General features: G+C 49.2%; 15 protein-coding genes. 10 read left to right on the top strand and 5 right to left on the bottom strand.

Features of this window, described 5'->3' with window-relative positions; all coding sequences use genetic code 11:
* Window positions 1-37: 37 nt before the first annotated feature.
* The 4 genes from FCL42_RS17670 to ggt all read left to right on the top strand — a co-directional run bounded on the left by FCL42_RS17670 (window position 38) and on the right by ggt (window position 8,481).
* Window positions 38-1,855: a TonB-dependent receptor domain-containing protein gene (locus FCL42_RS17670; protein WP_136864759.1), complete on the top strand. Its 1,818-nt coding sequence runs from the start codon at window positions 38-40 to the stop codon at window positions 1,853-1,855.
* 542 nt (window positions 1,856-2,397) lie between these two features.
* Window positions 2,398-2,700, top strand: coding sequence for a hypothetical protein (locus FCL42_RS17665; protein ID WP_136864758.1), 303 nt, complete (start codon window positions 2,398-2,400; stop codon window positions 2,698-2,700).
* A 215-nt stretch (window positions 2,701-2,915) separates the two neighbouring features.
* The gene (locus FCL42_RS17660; RefSeq protein WP_136864757.1) at window positions 2,916-6,182 is read left to right on the top strand and encodes a hypothetical protein; all 3,267 of its coding nucleotides are present in this window, start codon (window positions 2,916-2,918) and stop codon (window positions 6,180-6,182) included.
* A gap of 565 nt (window positions 6,183-6,747) precedes the next feature.
* Window positions 6,748-8,481, top strand: a complete 1,734-nt coding sequence (gene ggt / locus FCL42_RS17655; RefSeq protein ID WP_205729299.1) for a gamma-glutamyltransferase — start codon at window positions 6,748-6,750, stop codon at window positions 8,479-8,481.
* 287 nt (window positions 8,482-8,768) lie between these two features.
* On the opposite strand, the gene FCL42_RS17650 is transcribed toward ggt, so the two are convergent.
* The gene (locus FCL42_RS17650; protein WP_136864756.1) at window positions 8,769-9,677 is read right to left on the bottom strand and encodes a LysR family transcriptional regulator; all 909 of its coding nucleotides are present in this window, start codon (window positions 9,675-9,677) and stop codon (window positions 8,769-8,771) included.
* 161 nt (window positions 9,678-9,838) lie between these two features.
* Between FCL42_RS17650 and FCL42_RS17645 the strand changes: the two genes are divergently transcribed.
* Window positions 9,839-10,732 carry an NmrA family NAD(P)-binding protein gene (locus tag FCL42_RS17645; protein ID WP_136864755.1) on the top strand — a complete coding sequence of 298 codons (894 nt, stop codon included), beginning with the start codon at window positions 9,839-9,841 and terminating at the stop codon, window positions 10,730-10,732.
* A 5-nt stretch (window positions 10,733-10,737) separates the two neighbouring features.
* Here the strand turns inward: FCL42_RS17645 and FCL42_RS17640 are convergent, their stop codons facing one another.
* A complete protein-coding gene (locus tag FCL42_RS17640; RefSeq protein WP_136864754.1) occupies window positions 10,738-11,622 on the bottom strand; it encodes an alpha/beta hydrolase family protein in 885 nt (294 codons plus the stop codon).
* Between the two features lie 215 nt (window positions 11,623-11,837).
* On the opposite strand from FCL42_RS17640, the gene FCL42_RS17635 reads away from it, so the two are divergent.
* Window positions 11,838-12,275: a hypothetical protein gene (locus FCL42_RS17635; protein WP_136864753.1), complete on the top strand. Its 438-nt coding sequence runs from the start codon at window positions 11,838-11,840 to the stop codon at window positions 12,273-12,275.
* On the opposite strand, the gene FCL42_RS17630 is transcribed toward FCL42_RS17635, so the two are convergent.
* Together FCL42_RS17630 and FCL42_RS17625 are read right to left on the bottom strand one after the other, a co-directional pair.
* Window positions 12,276-12,797, bottom strand: a complete 522-nt coding sequence (locus tag FCL42_RS17630; RefSeq protein ID WP_136864752.1) for a MerR family transcriptional regulator — start codon at window positions 12,795-12,797, stop codon at window positions 12,276-12,278.
* A gap of 73 nt (window positions 12,798-12,870) precedes the next feature.
* Window positions 12,871-13,743: a DMT family transporter gene (locus tag FCL42_RS17625; protein WP_136864811.1), complete on the bottom strand. Its 873-nt coding sequence runs from the start codon at window positions 13,741-13,743 to the stop codon at window positions 12,871-12,873.
* A gap of 207 nt (window positions 13,744-13,950) precedes the next feature.
* Here FCL42_RS17625 and FCL42_RS17620 point away from each other — a divergent pair, with 207 nt between their 5' ends.
* Window positions 13,951-14,367: a CBS domain-containing protein gene (locus FCL42_RS17620; RefSeq protein ID WP_136864751.1), complete on the top strand. Its 417-nt coding sequence runs from the start codon at window positions 13,951-13,953 to the stop codon at window positions 14,365-14,367.
* A gap of 93 nt (window positions 14,368-14,460) precedes the next feature.
* On the opposite strand, the gene FCL42_RS17615 is transcribed toward FCL42_RS17620, so the two are convergent.
* A complete protein-coding gene (locus FCL42_RS17615; protein ID WP_136864750.1) occupies window positions 14,461-15,690 on the bottom strand; it encodes a hypothetical protein in 1,230 nt (409 codons plus the stop codon).
* Between the two features lie 138 nt (window positions 15,691-15,828).
* On the opposite strand from FCL42_RS17615, the gene asd reads away from it, so the two are divergent.
* The 3 genes from asd to corA all read left to right on the top strand — a co-directional run bounded on the left by asd (window position 15,829) and on the right by corA (window position 18,429).
* Window positions 15,829-16,938 carry an aspartate-semialdehyde dehydrogenase gene (asd, locus tag FCL42_RS17610; protein WP_136864749.1) on the top strand — a complete coding sequence of 370 codons (1,110 nt, stop codon included), beginning with the start codon at window positions 15,829-15,831 and terminating at the stop codon, window positions 16,936-16,938.
* A 110-nt stretch (window positions 16,939-17,048) separates the two neighbouring features.
* The gene (locus tag FCL42_RS17605) at window positions 17,049-17,411 is read left to right on the top strand and encodes a hypothetical protein (protein WP_136864748.1); all 363 of its coding nucleotides are present in this window, start codon (window positions 17,049-17,051) and stop codon (window positions 17,409-17,411) included.
* Between the two features lie 70 nt (window positions 17,412-17,481).
* On the top strand, window positions 17,482-18,429 hold the full coding sequence (gene corA / locus FCL42_RS17600; protein ID WP_136864747.1) for a magnesium/cobalt transporter CorA: 948 nt from the start codon (window positions 17,482-17,484) through the stop codon (window positions 18,427-18,429).
* Window positions 18,430-18,474: the final 45 nt, after the last annotated feature.

Here is an 18,474-nt window from a genome sequence, read left to right as displayed (position 1 = left end):
AGTTTCCCGCGCATCCACTCATTACTAGGAGTTCTCTATGAGTGCGTTATTGCGCTTTGTTCCAACCTCTGTGGCCATTGCGGTTGCTGCGTCGTTTTGTGCGGCGCCGGCGCTTGCAAACGATGACATTGAAACCATCGTTGTTACCGGCTCACGCTTCGAACAGAATATCGACGACCAGTTGATGCTTATCGACACCATCGATCGACAAGAGATCGATCGTATTGCTCCTAAATCGGTAGCGGATCTGCTGATGTCAGTGCCAAGCATTAATGTGGTCAATGCGGGCGGTGCTGGGCAGATTACGTCTGTGAGCATCCGAGGTGCCAATACCTCTCATACTTTGGTGATTATCGATGGCGTTCGCATTGGCTCGGCGACAACTGGCGGGGCGGATCTCTCTAGCTTGCCGCCAGAGCAGGTTGAGCGAGTTGAAGTGCTTCGCGGGCCTCGTGCCGCCATGTGGGGCAGCGATGCCATCGGTGGCGTGATTCAGATCTTCACCCGTAAGCTGGAATCTGGGGAGTGGTATGCCACTGGTGAGGCTGGCTCAAATGCTTATGGTCGTCTCTCTGCGGGCGTGGGAATCAGCCATGGTGATGGCAACACCACATTGAGTGTCAATGGCGAACAGAGCGACGGTTTTGATGCGAAAAACGACGGCGAAACCGACGACGATGGTTATGAGCGAGTCAGTATTGGCCTTAATGGCGAGCAGGAACTCAACAATCAATGGCGACTGAGCTGGGTTGGGCAGTTGACCGACGGTGAATACGACTACGACAGTAACTATGACCCCGGTGCTAACAGCGCCGAATACTTGAACTACCACTACCAACTGGGTGCGCATTTCGACAACGATCTGTTGCAAAGCAGCATTACCTTGTCTCAGATGCAGGACGACAACAAGACCCTGCTTGATGGTAAGAAAAGCGGCAACTTTGTGACCAATCGCGACCAATTGAGCTGGTTGGGTAAGGTGAACCTGGAAGCACTTACTGTCTCAACCGGTTTCGATTGGGGCCAAGAGAAGGTGGATGGCACCGCTTACGGTAAAGACAGCCGTAATATTTTTGGCCTGTTTACTGCACTTCAGTACCAGACAGACCGACTGATTACCGAAGCGGTGGTGCGCGTGGATGAGATCAGCAGTGTCGACAGCGAAGCGACCTACAACTTGAGCGCTGGCTATCAGTTGACGCCGGAACTGCGATTGAGTGCATCCCACGGCACCGCTTTCAAAGTGCCAACCTTTAACGATCTTTACTACCCAGGTTCCGGTAACCCAGATCTTCATTCAGAAACCTCGGAAACCTCGGAAGTAACCCTTAACTATCAGCGTGGAAACTGGAGCGCTTTTGTCAGTGCTTATAAGACCGACGTTGAAAACCTTATTGATTGGCAAGCCACCGATGAACTTGATGATTGGGGCTGGCCAATCTACAAGCCATTTAATGTTAATGAAGCCACACTTCAGGGCGTAGAGACCGGCATTGGCTGGCAACAGGGTGGCTGGCAGACTGAACTGAACTACAGCTATCTGGATGCCGTCGATGACGCCACCGATAAGCAGTTGGACAACCGCAGTGAGCACAGCGCTAACTTTTTGCTGAATTACGCATGGGACAACGCGGATCTGGGGCTGGAGTACAACTATCGAGGCGAAACCACCGATGGTTCAAACGAACTGGATGCCTATCATATCGTTAACCTGTCTGTTGGCTATGATGTTTCCGAGAACTGGAAGCTGCGCATTAAAGCCAACAACTTGCTCGACGAAGAGGTGGTGAATAACGCCGGCTACTTCGGCCCAGGCACCGAAGTGTACGTCAGCGTGAGCTACCTCGGCTTCTAACGGCTTTCTCTAGCCTCCTTTTTCTATTTCATCATCGATTCAAGCCCAGCTAACCACTGGGCTTTTTTGTTTAGGGAGATTTTGTAGCCGCCAGCGAAGATTAGTGGAGCGAAGGTCATATCTAGCCTTTTAGAGGTGGAAGAATGCATATGCATCTGCTCAGAGAAGCGAATAACCTGGCCAACTTCGATCTAGGCGCTTGGAAATGGCAGGGAACCTGTTGTCAGATATGTGCCCAAAGGCGTCATTCCCAACGAGCCGATAATCGCTTTGCCGGCGAAGGCCGGTATCCAGTGACCCTGAACTTGAGCTTTGCCCCTTAGACCGAATCAGGGTTCGCTTCTATATGTGACTACAGCCGTTCAAGAATTTAATGTTTCGTCCCCAGAACGCAAGCTATTTGATCTAAACCATTGTCTTTAATAGGTAATAATGTAAATTAGTCACATTGTTGTACGTTATGTGACCGTGGGCGGTCACCTGCTGGGTTCGGGACTTATTGCGAATTCGCAATAACATACTGTTAGTTGTAAGGAGAAATTATGGAAAAAGTCTTGTCAACATTAAAACTAGATCAATACTATAAGGTGATTTTGGTTGTTTCAGCGTTCGCTTTTTTTCTGTCTCTTAAATACCCTTTAATGGTTTCAAATGATCTTGTTTCAATTATTTCAGTAGGCTTTCTTCTAATTGGGGTTGGTGAGTGGATAAACCACCCTGCCGAAACAACGGTAACTCCACAGTACAAATTTACAGTTAGAAATAGAACAAATACAAAAATTGGCACTATACTAGATTTAATTGGTATCGCTGTTATTGGGCTTGGTGTTTTTTACATCGCGTGAATTACAACTAACAAATCGTTTAAGGTGGATTCGCAACGCTTGGCATTTTGGGTTTGAGTCAACTTTAGTGATTACGGCACAACAGGTTAGGTTCAGTGGTGGCGTTGCTCACTACTTAACGCGGCGTTATAGGGCTTATTGATGGTTTAAAGGCCTACTAAACGTTGAACCTTTAAAAGAATGGCTTTAAATATTCACAGTAAAAAGGGTGAAGAATGGAAGCAGAGATAGCAAGTACTTCAGGTATTTCACCAAAATCATTTCTAAAAGCTAGAAGACCAGAGCGTTTTTCAGATTCAATAACAAAGGATGTAGGTAAACTAGATCGTTCTGTTTTGGAATTTCAGTTGTCTACGCTTAATAGAAGAAATATGGAGTTGGCATTCGAAGATTTCGCTAAAAGACTCTGTGAAAAAGTCATTTGTCCTAATCTACTAGAGCAAACTGGTCCGGTTGCGGGTGGTGATGGAAAGGTAGATACACAAACCTTTCCTGTATCAGAGCAATCTAAAGTTCTTTGGTATATTGGAGTTGAAGAGAATTCCAATAACGAACGTTGGGCTTTTGCAGTAAGCACACAAGAAGATTGGAAAGCTAAGTGCAGGAAAGATGTTCGAAAAATAAAAGCCACTGACCGAGATTACAAAAAAGCATTTTGTGTAACAAATATGTATACAAAAGCTAATCAGCGAAGTGAGCTGGAAGACTCGTTAAGGGATGAAACTGGAATTGATGTAAGAATTTTAGATATCTCTTGGATACTAGATCAAATCTTTTCCAATGGCTACGAACAATTGGCGATTGATTGTTTGTCGATTGACATAGACTGGCGCCGAGAAATAGAAATCGGAGTTAATGACTACGCTAGAAATGTAAGGCTAAATGAGCTCGAAGAATTAATAAAAAATGAAATAGACACTAGTAAGGTGCTCCCTCACCAATTAGATTGGTTATTAGAGGTCGCGGTATTGTCAAAGGAACTCGAAAAGCCCTCAATTGAAACTCAGGGTCTTTTTCTAAGAGCTATTAAAGCGGCTGACAAATTTGGCACTAATTTCCATCGATTTAATGCTCATTATCAGTATGCTTGGGCCGCCTATTGGTGGTTTGAAGATATTGCTATATTTGGCGAGCAGCTTTCGTTATGTTTACAGATAGCGAAAGGAATTGAGCAATCTGCTCAATGGGGAGATACAGTATCGCTTCTTGGTCTCTATTCGAGCTACTATCGAGGTAGTGAAGGTGAAAGTGATTTGGATATTGAATCGCTTCTGTTAGAGGCAAACAGCGAACTCAATAAGCTTGCAAAAAAAGATGAGCGACCTAGTAATTCTCTGATGTCTCGAATTTATATTGAATTGCTAAATTTGCATTCCATCAAGGATATAGACCAAGCTTCAGCCATATTTTCATCAATGCACGAAATTATGAAAGAAGGTGAGAGTTTAGTAGGCTTCTCATTTAATGAAGTATCCGATTTGGTTACCGAGTTGGATAGTTTTTTTGGTGAATTAGAGAGTTATGAAAATTTACTTGACTATATCACAGAGTGCACTTCACGTCGTGAGGGTGAGGTTAGGGGAGCTGTTCTCTGGCTAAAAAGGGGTGCAAGGCGCCTTGAATCTAACGAACCATATCAATCAATAAAGTTGATTGGTAAATCTCTTGCCGCGTTATACAAGAAGGAGTCCCAAAAAGACCTTTATGCTGCATTAAATATTCTTTCAGCGGCTTACAGGAAGGTTGGTTTGCTTTGGGCATCGCGTGCGAACTTATTGCTCGCTGCATCAATAGCTACAGATGAATTTTGGCGTAGCGGTGACATTCTATCTGCTCAAGTATATGCATATGTACGGCTTGCTAAAATTGAACTTCAGTTAGGCCGCGTAAATTACGCTCTCGCATGGTGGGAGCTGGCATCTGTTGTCTCGTCTAAAGTTGAAGAAGAAGCCATATCAGAAACAGAATACCTTTCTTTCGATGCATATTTGTCTCAATGCATACTCAATACCCCTATCGATGAGCTACGTTTTATTCAGCGATTACCCGATCTTTTGGATAGGGCGCAATTATTCGTTAGTAGATCTATGTTGTTATATTCACTGGGTCATGAAGATCTTGTGAGAAAAGAGTATGAACTGAATATAGACAACGAGTATATAGATTATCTAAAAATGGTTAGAGATACAGATTTAGGTGCGCCTGTGGCTGAACTAATTAATTGCGAAGAAAGGTATGGTCACTTGAAAAGTTATGTTATGGGTTGTGAAATTGGAGTTTCTTTTCCGTTTAGAAGTCCTTTGGTGGAACTAGCGGAAACACTACTTTCTGTTATAGAAGGTTTTTTATCAACAGGAATGGTTGATCAAGTATTTGTATACGAGCCTCGCCTTGAAATTGAAATTACAGCCGATGACGATGACGAAATTGAGATATCACATGAAGTAGATGATATAAGTGGAACGCTGAAAATGAATGTACTGTGTTCATCATTCACCTCTGATATGTTGAACGTTTCTGGGCAAAGAATTATTCAAGAATGGCTTCATGATTTTGTAATTGACGTTTACTCACGCATGGTCAGATCCAAAGATACAGAGAGGACTATGGAATCTATGCTTGGTGAAGACAGGGCTCTAGAGCGTTCCGTATCATTTGGATCATGCTTTGTTGGTTTACAAAACGTAATGGGTAATGATGCCGTTAGTCGTATTAAGTCTCTACTGCTTGATCCTGAATACAAAAATTACGACATGCTCCGAATTTTGCCATGGGATTCTAGCTTTCCAAAGCCCAAACCGGCAATCAATCCATTGACCGATTTGAAGCCTGGTAAGGGAGAACTACCCGAAGGCTTGATTGATGGTGAAAGCTTGACCCATAAAGATACGAAGGTACAGGATCTTATCAAAATAAGGTTGTGGGATAGAACTGTATGGCGTGGAACTGGATATGCTCTATATCCCAATGGGGACATTGAATTAACTTTACTTTATGAAGATGGACAAGCTGCAGAAGCGATTTTTGCAGATTTGGAAAATGAAATTGGTAATGAAGACAGAGAAGATCGTTTAAGAATATCAATTATTAGAAATATTGACCGAAAAAATCCTGCGCATTACAGAGTTTGTATTAGTGAAAACTTTAGTTTTGACTCTAACAAAACTGTACAGATGATTGCCAGAATAAACACAATGACCCCTTCGACATCTGAAAATCTTGATAGATTTCTATCTGAATTTGACGACCGAAAAAGCTATTTGTTGAGCTATTCAGTAGTTAAGAATGAACGGATTATAGAGAACTCATCAGCGAAGAAAAAATCAATTCGAAAGTTTGATATTAATGTTCTGGAAGCATGGAAGATAGGACCAAATGATATAGAAGTGATGGCCATTCAATCAGATGATGACCCTTTAATTCCGGTAGGAGTAAGTAATGCTCCAATAATTGAGTCTCTAAGAAGGAAGTTTGGTCAGTGAAGCCCTATAACAGGTCAAAGCTCGCGAACTTAGCAAAGCTGTTACCTTTTTTGTTCCCAAAAATCCGTCATCTCCGCCAAGCCGGTGTTTGAGGCGTTACTCCAGTCCACCCAATGACCGCTACTGGCCGAAAGAAGACCTAAAGCTCATCAAACTAGAGTCTACTAACCCCATCAACTGTGACAACCATAGTTGGTGGGGTTAAGCTGCCTTTTACTCTTGTGGTGTTATACCGACGAAAATTGAGTTCTTGGGGGTAACCCGCTCGATATTGATGCTTGCCATGCCTAGGACACTGTTCTTCAGTCCAACAGTGCCTCTTGGTTGTTGGCAATTAGCGCTGTAGCTAAGTCAACCACCTTACCGGAGCAGTACCCTAAGCCTAACCTCGTTATTTCCACCAATCTCAGCCACAGCTTGCTTTCGCTAGAAATGAAAAAGCACCGAATTTGTGTTCAGGGCTTAGATAATCAGGTTAAGTAAACCTTATTAATTACGGATTTTGTATCCGAAAGGGGTTTTAGGTAGAGTGGCTGGCAATGGAGTTTTCCGATAAGGATATGAAGTGAAAGTCAAAATACGTTCAGCCATTGCTGCGTCTCTGCTGTTGCCTTTGGCACTGGTGAGTGGCGGCATTAGCGCCAAATCCCAATCCATCTACAGTAGCATCGACACCGCCCACCCTGTGTGGGCCGAACATGGCATGGTGGCTTCTCAAGAGGCGCTGGCCACCCAAGTTGGGGTTGAGATTCTCAAGCAGGGCGGTAACGCCGTGGATGCCTCGGTGGCGGTCGGATTCGCTTTGGCGGTGACCTTACCGCGAGCCGGTAACTTAGGGGGCGGTGGCTTTATGTTGCTGCACCGCGCTGAAAACAACACTCAGGTGGCCATCGATTACCGAGAGATGGCGCCGGGAAAAGCGCATCGAGACATGTTCTTGGGTGACGATGGCGAAGCGGATCCGGTTCTATCTCGCCAACACGGCTTGGCTGTCGGCGTGCCTGGAACCGTTGCTGGCATGATCGCAGCTTTGGAGAAATACGGCACCATGAGTTTGCCTCAGGTGCTGGCTCCGGCAATCAAATTGGCCAAGGAGGGGATCGTTGTTACGCCGGATCTGGCTAACTCCCTAAATGGCCTGAAATCCCGCCTCGGTAAGTGGCCCAGCACCAAGGTCATTTTTTACAAGCCCGATGGCAGCAGTTATAAAGCGGGCGAGCGACTGATCCAACTGGATCTGGCGCAGACGCTCACGCGCATTGCCAAACAAGGGCAGGCTGGTTTTTATAAAGGGGAAACCGCCAAACGCATTGCGGCGGCGGTGCAGCAGGCTGGCGGCGTCATGACCGAAGTGGATCTGGCCAACTACAAGGTGGTTGAGCGTACGCCGGTAAACGGGGAGTATCACGGCTATCAGGTGGTTTCCATGCCACCACCGTCCTCCGGTGGCATTCACATCATCCAGATGTTAAATACCCTGTCTCATTTTCCTCTCAAGGAGTATGGCGCCAACGGCGCTAAGAGCATCCACGTTATGGCCGAGTCCATGCGCCGCGCCTACGCGGATCGCAGCCTCTACTTGGGCGATCCTGACTTTGTGGATGTGCCGGTAGCGGCGCTGACTAGCCAAGCCTACGCCAAACAGTTGGCTGACAGCATCAACCCCCTAAAGGCCAGTCGCAGCGACGACATTCACCCAGGTAAGCTAGCACCTTATGAGAGCGATCAAACCACTCACTATTCTGTTGTGGATCGTTGGGGGAATGCGGTTTCAAATACCTACACCTTGAACTTCAGTTATGGCTCAGGTTTGGTGGCGGCAGGTACCGGCGTGCTGCTTAACAATGAGATGGACGATTTCTCCGCCAAACCGGGCACGCCAAATGGCTTTGGTTTGATTGGTGGCAAAGCCAATGCGGTGGAGGCAGGCAAACGTCCGTTAAGCTCCATGAGCCCGACCATCGTGCTAAAAGATGGTCAAGCGTATCTGGTGACCGGTAGCCCGGGTGGCTCGCGGATCATCACCACCACTTTGCAGGTGATTCTCAATGTGCTGGATCACGACATGAACATTGCTGAGGCCACGGCTGCGTCACGGGTTCACCATCAATGGTGGCCCGACGAACTGCGAGTGGAGAAGTCGATAAATCCTGATACCAAGGCGCTGCTTGAAGCCATGGGGCACAAAGTGAAGGTGAAATCGTCCATGGGCAGCACTCAGTCGATCATGCGGACTGAGCAAGGATTGATGGGGGCATCGGACCCTCGCCGAATGGGGTCGGCAACCCTGGGTTATTGACCTGAATTGGGTTTGTGATGCTGAGCCTGTGCGGCTTGGCTCACGACTCTAACTCTTTTGTGAACCACTGCACAACTGCCGGATGTGAATGTTTATCAAAGTGGAAATCCCCTCCGCTGTAGAGGAGAATCTTTCCTCGCAAGGATGCGCCACTACCGTTAATTCGGCACATAGATATTGCACGCAAAAAGCTCCTCTTAAGGGGCTTTTTTGCGTTTAGGCCAGCTTAAAATCAACCTGAATAAATACCTGCTCACCACTGCTTGTGGCCCTTTATGGGATTAGGGCTAGCTTGGCGGCGTTGACGCAGAGATTGGGCTCTGTTTTAGGAAGTTCACCAGAGTTCGGGTATTGACTGGCATCAGGGTTTTCTCAGGATAGACCGCATAGATGGGCACTTGAACGTCGTGACAATCGGGCAGCAGGCGAATCAGCTTGCCGCTTTTAAGCTCATCTTCGATGGCGAATGACGGCGCAATGCCAAAACCGCAATGGCCGAGCATCAGTGCCTTTAAAGAGTGAACCGACCCCACCACAAAACGAGGCCTTAATTTGAGTTCAACCACTTGCCCAGAGGCTCCGATCAGGGTCAGCTTTTTATGGCCGTGAGCGGCGCCGTGGCTGAGCCAGTCAAGGCTGTGGAGCTGGTCAGGCGAGGTGGGCAATGAGTGGTTTCGAATGTATTGAGGGGAGGCGCACAGCATGTCGGTAAACTCCCCAACGCGACTGGCATAGAGGTTGGAGTCATTGAGTTGGCCCACTCGAATGGCCACATCAATTCCCTTATCGACCAGATTGGTAATGCGATCACTCTCCACCAGTTTAATCTGCAGCTTTGGGTAGTGCTGGGTAAACTCGCTTAAGCGATCGATAATAAACTGAACGCCGATTGGCATGGCGATGGTGAGCACCCCTTGAGGCTGCTCACTGCGCTGCTGAAGGCTGCTGTTGGCACGTTCGGCGAGTTCGCGAATGGCGACGCACTGGGTAAAGTACTGCTGGCCTGCATCGGTTAATGACAGGCTGCGGGTGGTTCGAACGAGCAGCTTAATGCCGAGGCGTCGCTCCAAGCGAGAGATGATCTGAGACACTCGGGCTCGGGTTAGATTCAGTACCTCGGCAGCGCCAGTAAAAGAGTGCTGTTCCACCACAGTCGCAAACACCAGCATGTCATCTAAAGCCCCCTGCATTTGCATGATTTATGCCTCTACTGTTTGGTAATTGGTTAATTTGGCTTAACAGTGAGTTGAATCATCCCCCGTATATCCACCGCCGTCAACTCTCTATGCTGGTCTCCACCGGTAAGCCAGTAACCATTGGCACCGCCATTTTAACCTTTAGTCATTGGGAGACTGTCATGACAATCAAAACCTATTTAGTAACAGGGGCATCGGGCAAATTGGGTCAAGGGGTGGTGGCTGAGCTGCGAAAACTCCTACCCGCTTCTCAGATCGTGGTCAGTGGCCGCAGCCAAGAGAAACTGGCGCACTATGCCCAGCAAGGCATTGAGACACGAGTGGCAGACTTCGCCGACAGCAACAGCTTGGAAGCGGCTTTTACTGGCATCGATGCCATGCTGCTCATTAGCGCTGATGCCATTGGCAGTCGCACTGAGCTGCACCGAAATGCGATTGCCGCCGCGGATAAGGCAGGCGTAAAGCATCTGGTGTACACCTCCATGCCTGTGCCCAATAGCTCGCCGGTCACCTTTGCCCATGAGCACCAAGCCAGTGAACAGGCAATTGAGCTGAGCCAAATTCCAAGCTGGACCATTGTTCGCAACAATTGGTATTTCGAAAACTTATTGGAGCTGCAAAGTGCCAATTTGGCAGGGCATTGGCTGACCAGCGCGGCGGGCGGCAAGGTCGCCCACATTGGTCGCAATGATCTGGCGCTGGCGGCTGCTAAAGCGTTGGTTAGCCCAGCATCAGGTAAGCGCACCTTAACGCTTAACGGCCTTGAGTCTTTGACGGTGGATGAGATGGTGGCAACGTTGAATCGACACACGGCGCTCGCTATTGAGACGGTTCACGTAAGCGATGACAGTTTTGTTGAGAAGCTTAAGGGGTTTGGTTTACCCGAAGCGATCGCCCAGATGAGCGTCTCCTTCGACCGTCACGGGCGTGAAGGTCATGGTGAAGGTAGCAGTGACGAATTTGAGGCGCTAACTGGGCGTAAGCCGATGTCATTTGAGCAGTGGGTGATGGAAAATAAAGTTGCCCTTGAAGCCGCTGCAAAGGCGACTCAGTAAGCTCATTAAACGGCCTTGGCGGCGATCTGGCTCTGTTTCAGCAGCCAATCGCTGGCCATTGGCCACAACTGCTGGCACTGACGGCTGAAAAATTTCATGTGGCCAATCTCTTTTAACCCGTATTGCTTGGGGTCCAGCCGCACCCGTTCGGCATTGATCTTAGGCATCACCGAAAGCATGTCGGTGGCGTTGGCATCGCAGGCGATGTTGTCATCGATGGCATTGATCCATAGGGTTGGCAGTTGCAGTTCATCGTATTGATGACGATGTACGGTTTTTCCAAAGGCGGTTTTCACATAGCCTTGGCCATTGCACCATTGACGCCACTGGTTGGCGACGCGCTTGGGCAGAGGCTCCCCCATACCAACCCATTGACTGTTGGTGTAGCCAAATAGCCAGTTGTTTACCGGAATGAACAGGTTCATAAAATACTGAGCCAGCGGCTGGTAACTGAGCTTCATATTACGCAGGCTGCCCGATGAACTGGCAAAGGCCACCATGGAGGCAAGCTCCAGCGCGTTGTCCATTAACCCGACTAACTGGCCTCCGGCGCTGTGACCGATGAGATGCCAAGGGCCATTGGGGACTCGGCGTTTTAACTCTTCAAGGGCTGCCGGCATATCCTGCTCACCCCAGCATTGCAGTGATGCCGAGCTGTGTTTTACATGGCCTTCAAGGGAGTCTCCAATGCCGCGGTTGTCAAAGCTCAGTACGGAAAATCCTTGCTGGCACAGGAAGCGACAAAAATGGGTATAGAACTGCCGCTTGATGCCCGTGGCCGGTGCCAGCATCACCCCCGCAATGGGTTGAGGTGACGAGTAGAAAGTGGTCGCCAGTTCAGTGCCATCCTGGCACTGGATGCGAATCTGTTGCTCGTTGTAGCTGTCCATAGTGAGACTCGTTGCGGTTGAGTTTGTGGGTCATAGTGTCAGTTGAACACTATCTGGTCAAACCAGTTTGAGGGGCATTCATAGAGAGAGATTCTTCTGCTGATGGGAACTTCAGTGAAGGTCACTGTCTTTTGGTGTTCTAACCCACTGACTAGACAGTTAAAGCTTTGTGGCTAAAAATAAATACATCCATTTTTTAACTGCTTGAGGTTGTGATGTCGCAAACAACGGTAACCCCGCCTTGGCATTTCTGGGTAATCGCCATACTGGCGCTGCTGTGGAATGCCATGGGATCGCTGGACTACGTGATGACCCAAACCCAAAACGCGGAGTATTTAGCGCAATTTTCTGAGCAGCAATTGCAGTTTTTCTTTGGCTTTCCCACCTGGGTTGTGGCGTGCTGGGCCGTGGCAGTTTGGGGTGGCGTGCTCGGCTCACTATTGCTATTGATGCGGCGAAAGGTGGCGGCTTCGGTATTCCTCATCTCTTGGTTAGCGATGATCGTTACCACCTTTCACAACTTCGTGCTGGATAACGGCTTGGAGGTGGTTGGGGACAGCGCCTCATTGATCTTTACTGCGGTGATCTTTGTGGTAGCTGGCTTGCTTTACGGCTACGCACGAAAGCTCACAGCCCAGCAGATATTGCATTAATTAGTTGGAGAAGCGTTTACGCAGTCGCGTGATCTCGAGTTGAGGGATCCCCAGCGACTCAAGAAACTGCTGATGCGCCTGTGGTTCTAGCCGTTCAAATTGGGTATGCCAGTTCGCCATCTCGGTATCGCTCATCCCGGACGCCACCATTATTTCGCTCCAGCGGGCTTTATCAAGGGTACCACTGCCGCAGTCTGGCCGACCTTCCAGCAAGGCTAATATTGCCTGCTGTTGCTGTTTTAACGACTGAATTTGCTGCCCTAATGCATGAAATTGACACTCCAACACTTGTTGTTGATTGTTGGTATCTTGTCGCTCCAATAGCGCTTTTAGTTGGGCAATCGGTACCCCAAAAGAACGATAGTTTACGATGTGTTGTAATCGTTGTTGCTCTTTGTCGCCATACCATCGATAACCGTTTTCAGACCGATTTGCGGGCATCAACAAACCTTGACGTTCGTAGTAGAGTAGGGTGGTTCGGGACAGGTTATACGCCTTGGCCAATTGAGTTATGGTTAGCATGGGATCTCCTCTAATCATCTTTAGTGTAAACCTAACATTTATAGACAGGTCAACGTCAGAATCAGTTTGGCGGTTATCCCCAGATCACCAAGATGGCGGCGATGGCGATCAGCACTAAACCACCGACCTCTTTTACCTGCACTTTTTGTTTAAGCCACAGGGCCGCCACCATCAGAGTAAACAGCACTTCTATCTGGCCTAAGGTTTTAACCAGCGGCACGGCCGTTAAAGCCATCGCACTAAACCAGCCAATGGAGCCCAAGCAACTGCAGGCACTGATTTTAAGCACTGAAATTCGGCGTTGTTGCAGGTGTTTAAGTGTGTCAGGTTTTACTAGTGCCAAATAGATGAGCAATATCAGGGTTTGTAGGCTGATGACCAACAGTAGTACCCAAGCGGCGCGGTGGGGAAAGGGCGCGTTGACCACCAAGCTGGCTTCTCGAATCCACAGCGACGTTAATGCAAAGGCGCTGCCACAGGCCATTCCCGTTAGTAGTGTGGGCCAAGACAATTGTTTAAAGCCATCTTTGCCTGATAGCAGTAGAACCGCTGCGGCACCGACAAACACCCCCAGCCAGCCCAACGGGCTCAAACTGGTGCCAAATGCCACAACACCAAAGATGGCGGCGAACAGGGCTTCACTCTTTGCCAAGCCAGCACCGACAGCAAAGTTTTTCATTTGAAACAGCCGGATCATAAGTCCGGTTGCCAGGATTTGCATAAGTGCGGCAGCGACTATAAATCCGCCAAGTTGCCAGGACCAGGTCGGCAGTGCCGCTGGCCATAGCCAGTAAATGCCACTTAAGTAAAGGGCGGCCATCGGTCCGGCGTAGACAAACCGAGCCAGAGTAACTCCGAGAGCATCAACCTCTTTACTGAGCTCGCTTTGCAGCGCGTTGCGCCATGCCTGACTAAATGCGGCTAATAGGGTAAAGGCAACCCACATCATCTGGTCCTAATACTAATTGGAGCAGGTAAGTTACTTGCTTATTGCTTTCGTGGCAAAGCAATTGCCGAGAAAAATACCGGGTAACAAATTGAAGTTGCGGAAGTAAATCGCGGAAGACTCGATTGTCACAACCGATTTTTATTACAGGAAAAAAACCGAGTTCACCGCTAAGGTTAATAGGAACTGGTGATATAGGGGACGACAATGGAATCCGTAAAAGTACAAGATTATATGCAGCGCCACCCGGTAACCTTTCAACCGAATACGCCGTTGGCCGTGGCGGTAGAGACGTTACTTGAGGCCAAGCAGCCGGGAGCACCGGTGGTAGACAGCAACGACAACCTAGTTGGTTTTGTGTCTGAACAAGATTGTTTGTCCTTGATGCTGAAAGCCAGTTACCACTGTGAGCTCAATGCCATTGTGTCGGACTGTATGCGCACTGAGGTGCTGACAGTAACGGGCAACGATTCGGTGCTGACCGTGGCGGAAACCATGTTGGGGCAAAAACCTAAGATCTATCCTGTGCTCGATGAGGGAAGGGTGGTTGGCATCATCGACCGGAGTCGAGTACTCAGTGCCATCAATAGCCACCTAAAGACCTGCTTTAGAAACGCGGTGTGATAGCAGTTTAACTAAAGACCCAGGCATTGCTGCTGGCTTTGGTTGTTTAAACAGAGCGCAAATGCGCTCTGTTTTCGTTTGTTTCAGAGGTGGCTATCTGGAAATGTACCAAGATGGCACTTTGCTCTTAACGTGGATTACGTTGCCATACTCAGGTCGTTGCGGATTGATGGGCAAAAACGGTGGTGATTGAGAGTCTGGTTTATCTGCTAGGTCACCGTTTCCTTGTTCCTGAGGTGGAGGCGGAGGCGGGGGCGGTGGAAACGGGCCGTCTCCTAGGCCGATGGTGATGCGAAAATCTTCCTCACCTTCAACTGGAAGGTGAGGGGCCCCTTGGTGTGGTGGCACAAAAGCGATCTCCACATCGTCCGGTAACATCGCCAATACCTCTTCTGGAATCGGCATGGTGTTAGGGTCAAAACCTTCAGGCAGTAATTGCGCCAATTCGATGGGAAGTCCATTGGGGCCATCCCCAAATGGCGGCGGATCAAAGGGCAGTTCGGCGCGAGTGCCCACAGGTGGTTGCAGCCAATATTCCAATAGCAGTTGGTCGTCCCACGCGAGAGGTTCAACCCAGACGTTGTCATTGATGGCGATGAACTCGGCAACAAACAGCTCGGCTTCCTCCATGGTCTCGAAGCTGGTTTGCAGTAGACAGGCCTGCTCTCGACACAGATGCATCAGGGTTTCATGATTACCTTCAGGTAGGTTTCCCCAGTTTTGCTCCCACTCGCCAGCCTCGGAAAGCTGACTTAACATGGCCAACTGCGTATCCACATAGAGCTGTGGGTTGTTGTAGATAAATTTGGCTTCGCGCAGCGTAAACTGCCGGAAGAAAACTTCGCCTTGAAACTCCTTTCGAATGAACACCCAGTCTCCCATCACTAGGGGGACGTCCAGTTCGGTCATATCAAGCAGCTCAAAGTAGCGTGGGTCGTCACTGCGCAGTACGCGTTGTTCTGCGGTGGCTGTCTGAATCTGCTTGGCGTCCTCACCCGATTCGGTTTGAGCGCTGCGACTGGCGCTTTTAAAGGCGGGCTTTCCATTGTGGATCACAGCGGCTGAGGTTCCCTGCTGCGGTGCAGTGGGACCTAATCTAGTTGTTGTGGAGGACTCAGATGTGGTTGTGATCGCCTCTGCAGCGAATTGAGCGTGCTGCTCATCCGTTGGTTCGGGATCACCTGAGGCGGTATCGCTGCTGTTAAATAGATTTGAGAACCAGCGACCGTAAGTTTCAGGCGCGGCTGGGTCGGCGGAATTCAGCGTACTGCCCCACCCAGTAATCGTTATCGCAGCAACCGCGAATAAAATGCGCCCTTTCATTCATGATCCAACATCACAATAGAAGGCTCAGTGTAACAAAAAATTTTTCGTAGCATAACTGGTTAATCAATAGACGTGTAGCCGTCCAAATGCTACTGTCGATTCTTTATACAAGACATTCGCTAAGGGAGTGAGTTAATGAGAATCGGTATTGTTGGTTGGCGGGGCATGGTTGGCTCCGTTTTAGTCGAGCGCATGCGTGAAGAGGGGGATTTCTCTAAGATTGAAGCGAGTTTTTTTAGTACCTCTCAGGCGGGACAGCCTGCACCAAGCGAGGCTACGGAACCAACACTGCTAGACGCTCACGATCTGCAATCTCTTGCACAAATGGACGCCATTATTACCTGCCAAGGCTCTGAGTTTACCAAATCGATGCACGGCCCGTTGATGGCCAGTGGTTGGAAAGGCATTTGGATTGATGCGGCGTCATCACTGCGTATGGACGATTCGGCCACCATTGTTTTGGATCCCGTCAATGGCGATGCGATCGCCAAGGCGCTGGATGAAGGCAAGCAGACCTTTGTTGGCGGTAACTGCACCGTGTCTTTGATGCTCCTCGCCTTAGGGGGCCTATTTGAAGCGGATCTGGTGGAGTGGGTGAGCCCCATGACCTATCAAGCGGCGTCCGGTGGGGGAGCGCGCCATATGAAGGAGCTGCTCAAACAGATGGGTGAGCTGCACCATTGTGTGGCGGAAGATTTAAGTAATCCGGCCTCGTCGGTATTGGAGATAGAGCGAAACGTTACCGCCAAAATGAACTCCGGCGAACTGGATGCCACCGAATTTGGTGTGCCGTTGGCGGGCAGTTTGATCCCCTGGATTGATTCTCCACTGCAAAGCGGCCAGAGCCGTGAAGAGTGGAAAGCGCAGGCGGAAGCCAACAAAATTTTGGATACCGATACACCGGTGGCCATCGATGGCCTGTGTGTGCGAGTAGGGGCCCTTCGCTGCCACAGCCAAGCCCTAACCATTAAACTGAAACAGGATCTGCCGCTGTCTGACATCGAAGGCTTGCTGGCAAACCACAACCCTTGGGTTCACGTGGTGCCAAATACGCCGGAAGCCACTCGGGCTCAGCTGACTCCAACCGCCGTCACAGGCACGCTGCAGATTCCGGTAGGGCGCCTACGTAAGCTGGCGATGGGCGGTGAATACCTGTCGGCGTTTACCGTGGGTGATCAGTTACTGTGGGGCGCGGCAGAGCCACTTCGCCGGATGCTGACCATTTTGCTGGCGCGTCAATCCTGATCCAGTTCAGAGTTTTTCTGATCCGTCAGTGAATTAGTTACCTTTGCCGCGATATACTTTCACGGTTAAGTTTTAAAAAGGGCTGCGGCCCTTTTTTCGTAGGAGCGCAGATGCTGACAAAGATTTTGGTCACCCTATTGGTGATCGTGGTGGCGATGATGTCGATGAAGAAGCGTCAACCCCAAGAGAAGCAGCAGTACAGCCAGCCGCCCTCGATGGCGTCTACTTGGCTTAAGTTTCTCGCCCCTGCGATTGCTGGGGCGGTGCTGCTGGCGGCGGCGGCTTATTCTGGCTGGCAATGGTGGCAGGGACAACAACTGCTTGAAGTACGGGTTCACGATGCCAACTCACAGCAAACTCAGCAGTATCAGGTCTATCGTAAAGACTTAGATGGTCGTCGTTTTACTACCAAAGAGGGGCTCTACGTGGAGCTGGGTGCCAGCGATCGTTTAGAAATTTCTGAATTAAAATAAGGGCTAACATTTTTTTACAGCTCTTGTATCATCTATTCCAGCACGAAGACAGTGACAAAGGAGAACTTAGATGATCACTGCCTATCTTTTACGTGACGACCGCTGGACTACTCAAGAATTGACGGCGGAAGACAGTATTCCTGAGTCCACCATCTGGGTGGATCTCTATCGCCCTGATGACGATGAGCGTCAGTGGCTGTCTCGGTTTCTTTATGAAGAAGCGCCAGATGAAGAGGACATCAATGAGATTGAGGCTTCGTCCCGTTTTTTCCTTGATAACGATGGCTTACACGTAAACTCTCTGTTCCCTCAACGAGTGGGTTCGGAAGTTCGAGCCATTAATGTGTTCTTTCTGCTGCAGCCCAATCGGCTGTTCACCATCCGTGAGGAAGACGTTGGCCTGATTCGCTTGATGCGTAACTATCTTCGCTTAGGTCGAGTGGAAGTGACCCGCCCTCAAAGCTTGTTAGTGGAGCTGTTCAACCTCAAGGTGGAATATCTGTCGGATCAGCTTGAGGACGTTTATACCGTATTGGATACCTTGTCTGATGAGGTGTTTGAAGCGGATGATCTGGATGAGGTGTTCAAGCAGATCACCCTGCAGGAAGACGGTAACGGAAAGGTTCGCTTGTCTTTGCTCGATACCCAGCGAGGCCTGCGCTTTATTCAGCGCTATTATCGCCGCCAGTTGGAAGACAGTGAGCTAAAAGATGTTAAAGAGATGCTTTCCGATATCGAGTCTTTGCTACCTCACACCCAGTTTTTGTTCGACAAGATCAACTTCCTATTGGATGCGGCCATGGGCTTTACCAGTCTGCAGCAGAATAAGATCATCAAGATCTTCTCCGTTGCGGCGGTGGTGTTCCTGCCCCCGACCTTAATTGCGTCTATCTATGGCATGAACTTCGCCTCCATGCCTGAACTGGGGTGGGAGATCGGTTACCCCTTGGCCTTAGGGCTGATGCTTTCCAGTGCCGTCGGAACCTATTGGTTCTTTAAGCGCAAAGGCTGGCTTTAATCTCTGCACGGCGGCGGGTACAATGCCCGCCGTTTTCCATCCACC

Source organism: Ferrimonas aestuarii (assembly GCF_005116665.1).
Taxonomy (GTDB): domain Bacteria; phylum Pseudomonadota; class Gammaproteobacteria; order Enterobacterales; family Shewanellaceae; genus Ferrimonas; species Ferrimonas aestuarii.
The sequence above is the reverse complement of the archived record's forward strand: the minus strand, read 5'-3'. Positions and strand labels throughout refer to the sequence as shown.